Raw genomic sequence first — 485 nt, forward strand, 5'->3', positions numbered from 1 at the left:
CTAAGAGAAATTGAAGTTGACGGAGAAAGAGTCCTACCCGGATTCGACTTTTTGGGGTTCAATATCAGGCAATATCCAGCCGGAAAACACGTCTCAGGGAAAAGTGGGGGAAAAGTCAGCAGATTATTAGGCTTCGTAACCCACATCAAACCGAGCAAAAAGGCAATCAAAGCCCACATTGAAAAGGTGAAAGAGGTGATTAAAAATCACAAAACAGCACCTCAAGCCGCCCTGATTAAAAGACTCAACCCCATCATCACAGGATGGGCAAAGTATTACTCAGGGGTAGTCTCCAAGGAGATTTTCAGCAAGCTAGATAACATACTCTGGCAACAACTGCGGGCATGGATAGTGTCACGATGCGGAAACGCCGAATACAAAACTCTCAGAAAATACTACCGAACAGGTATGGCAAAACTGAGCAACGGGGATGAAAGGAAGGATAAGTGGATATTCCAAACTAAGGATGGTCTACGACTCCAAAA

The 485-nt window shown here is 44.5% G+C and carries 1 protein-coding gene; it reads left to right on the forward strand.

Annotated elements, in window-relative coordinates:
• A partial coding sequence (locus tag AC0QHF_RS10575) for a group II intron maturase-specific domain-containing protein (protein WP_324704171.1) occupies window positions 1-485 on the forward strand: 485 nt, incomplete at both ends.

The sequence above is a fragment of the Lyngbya sp. CCY1209 genome, from assembly GCF_055795065.1.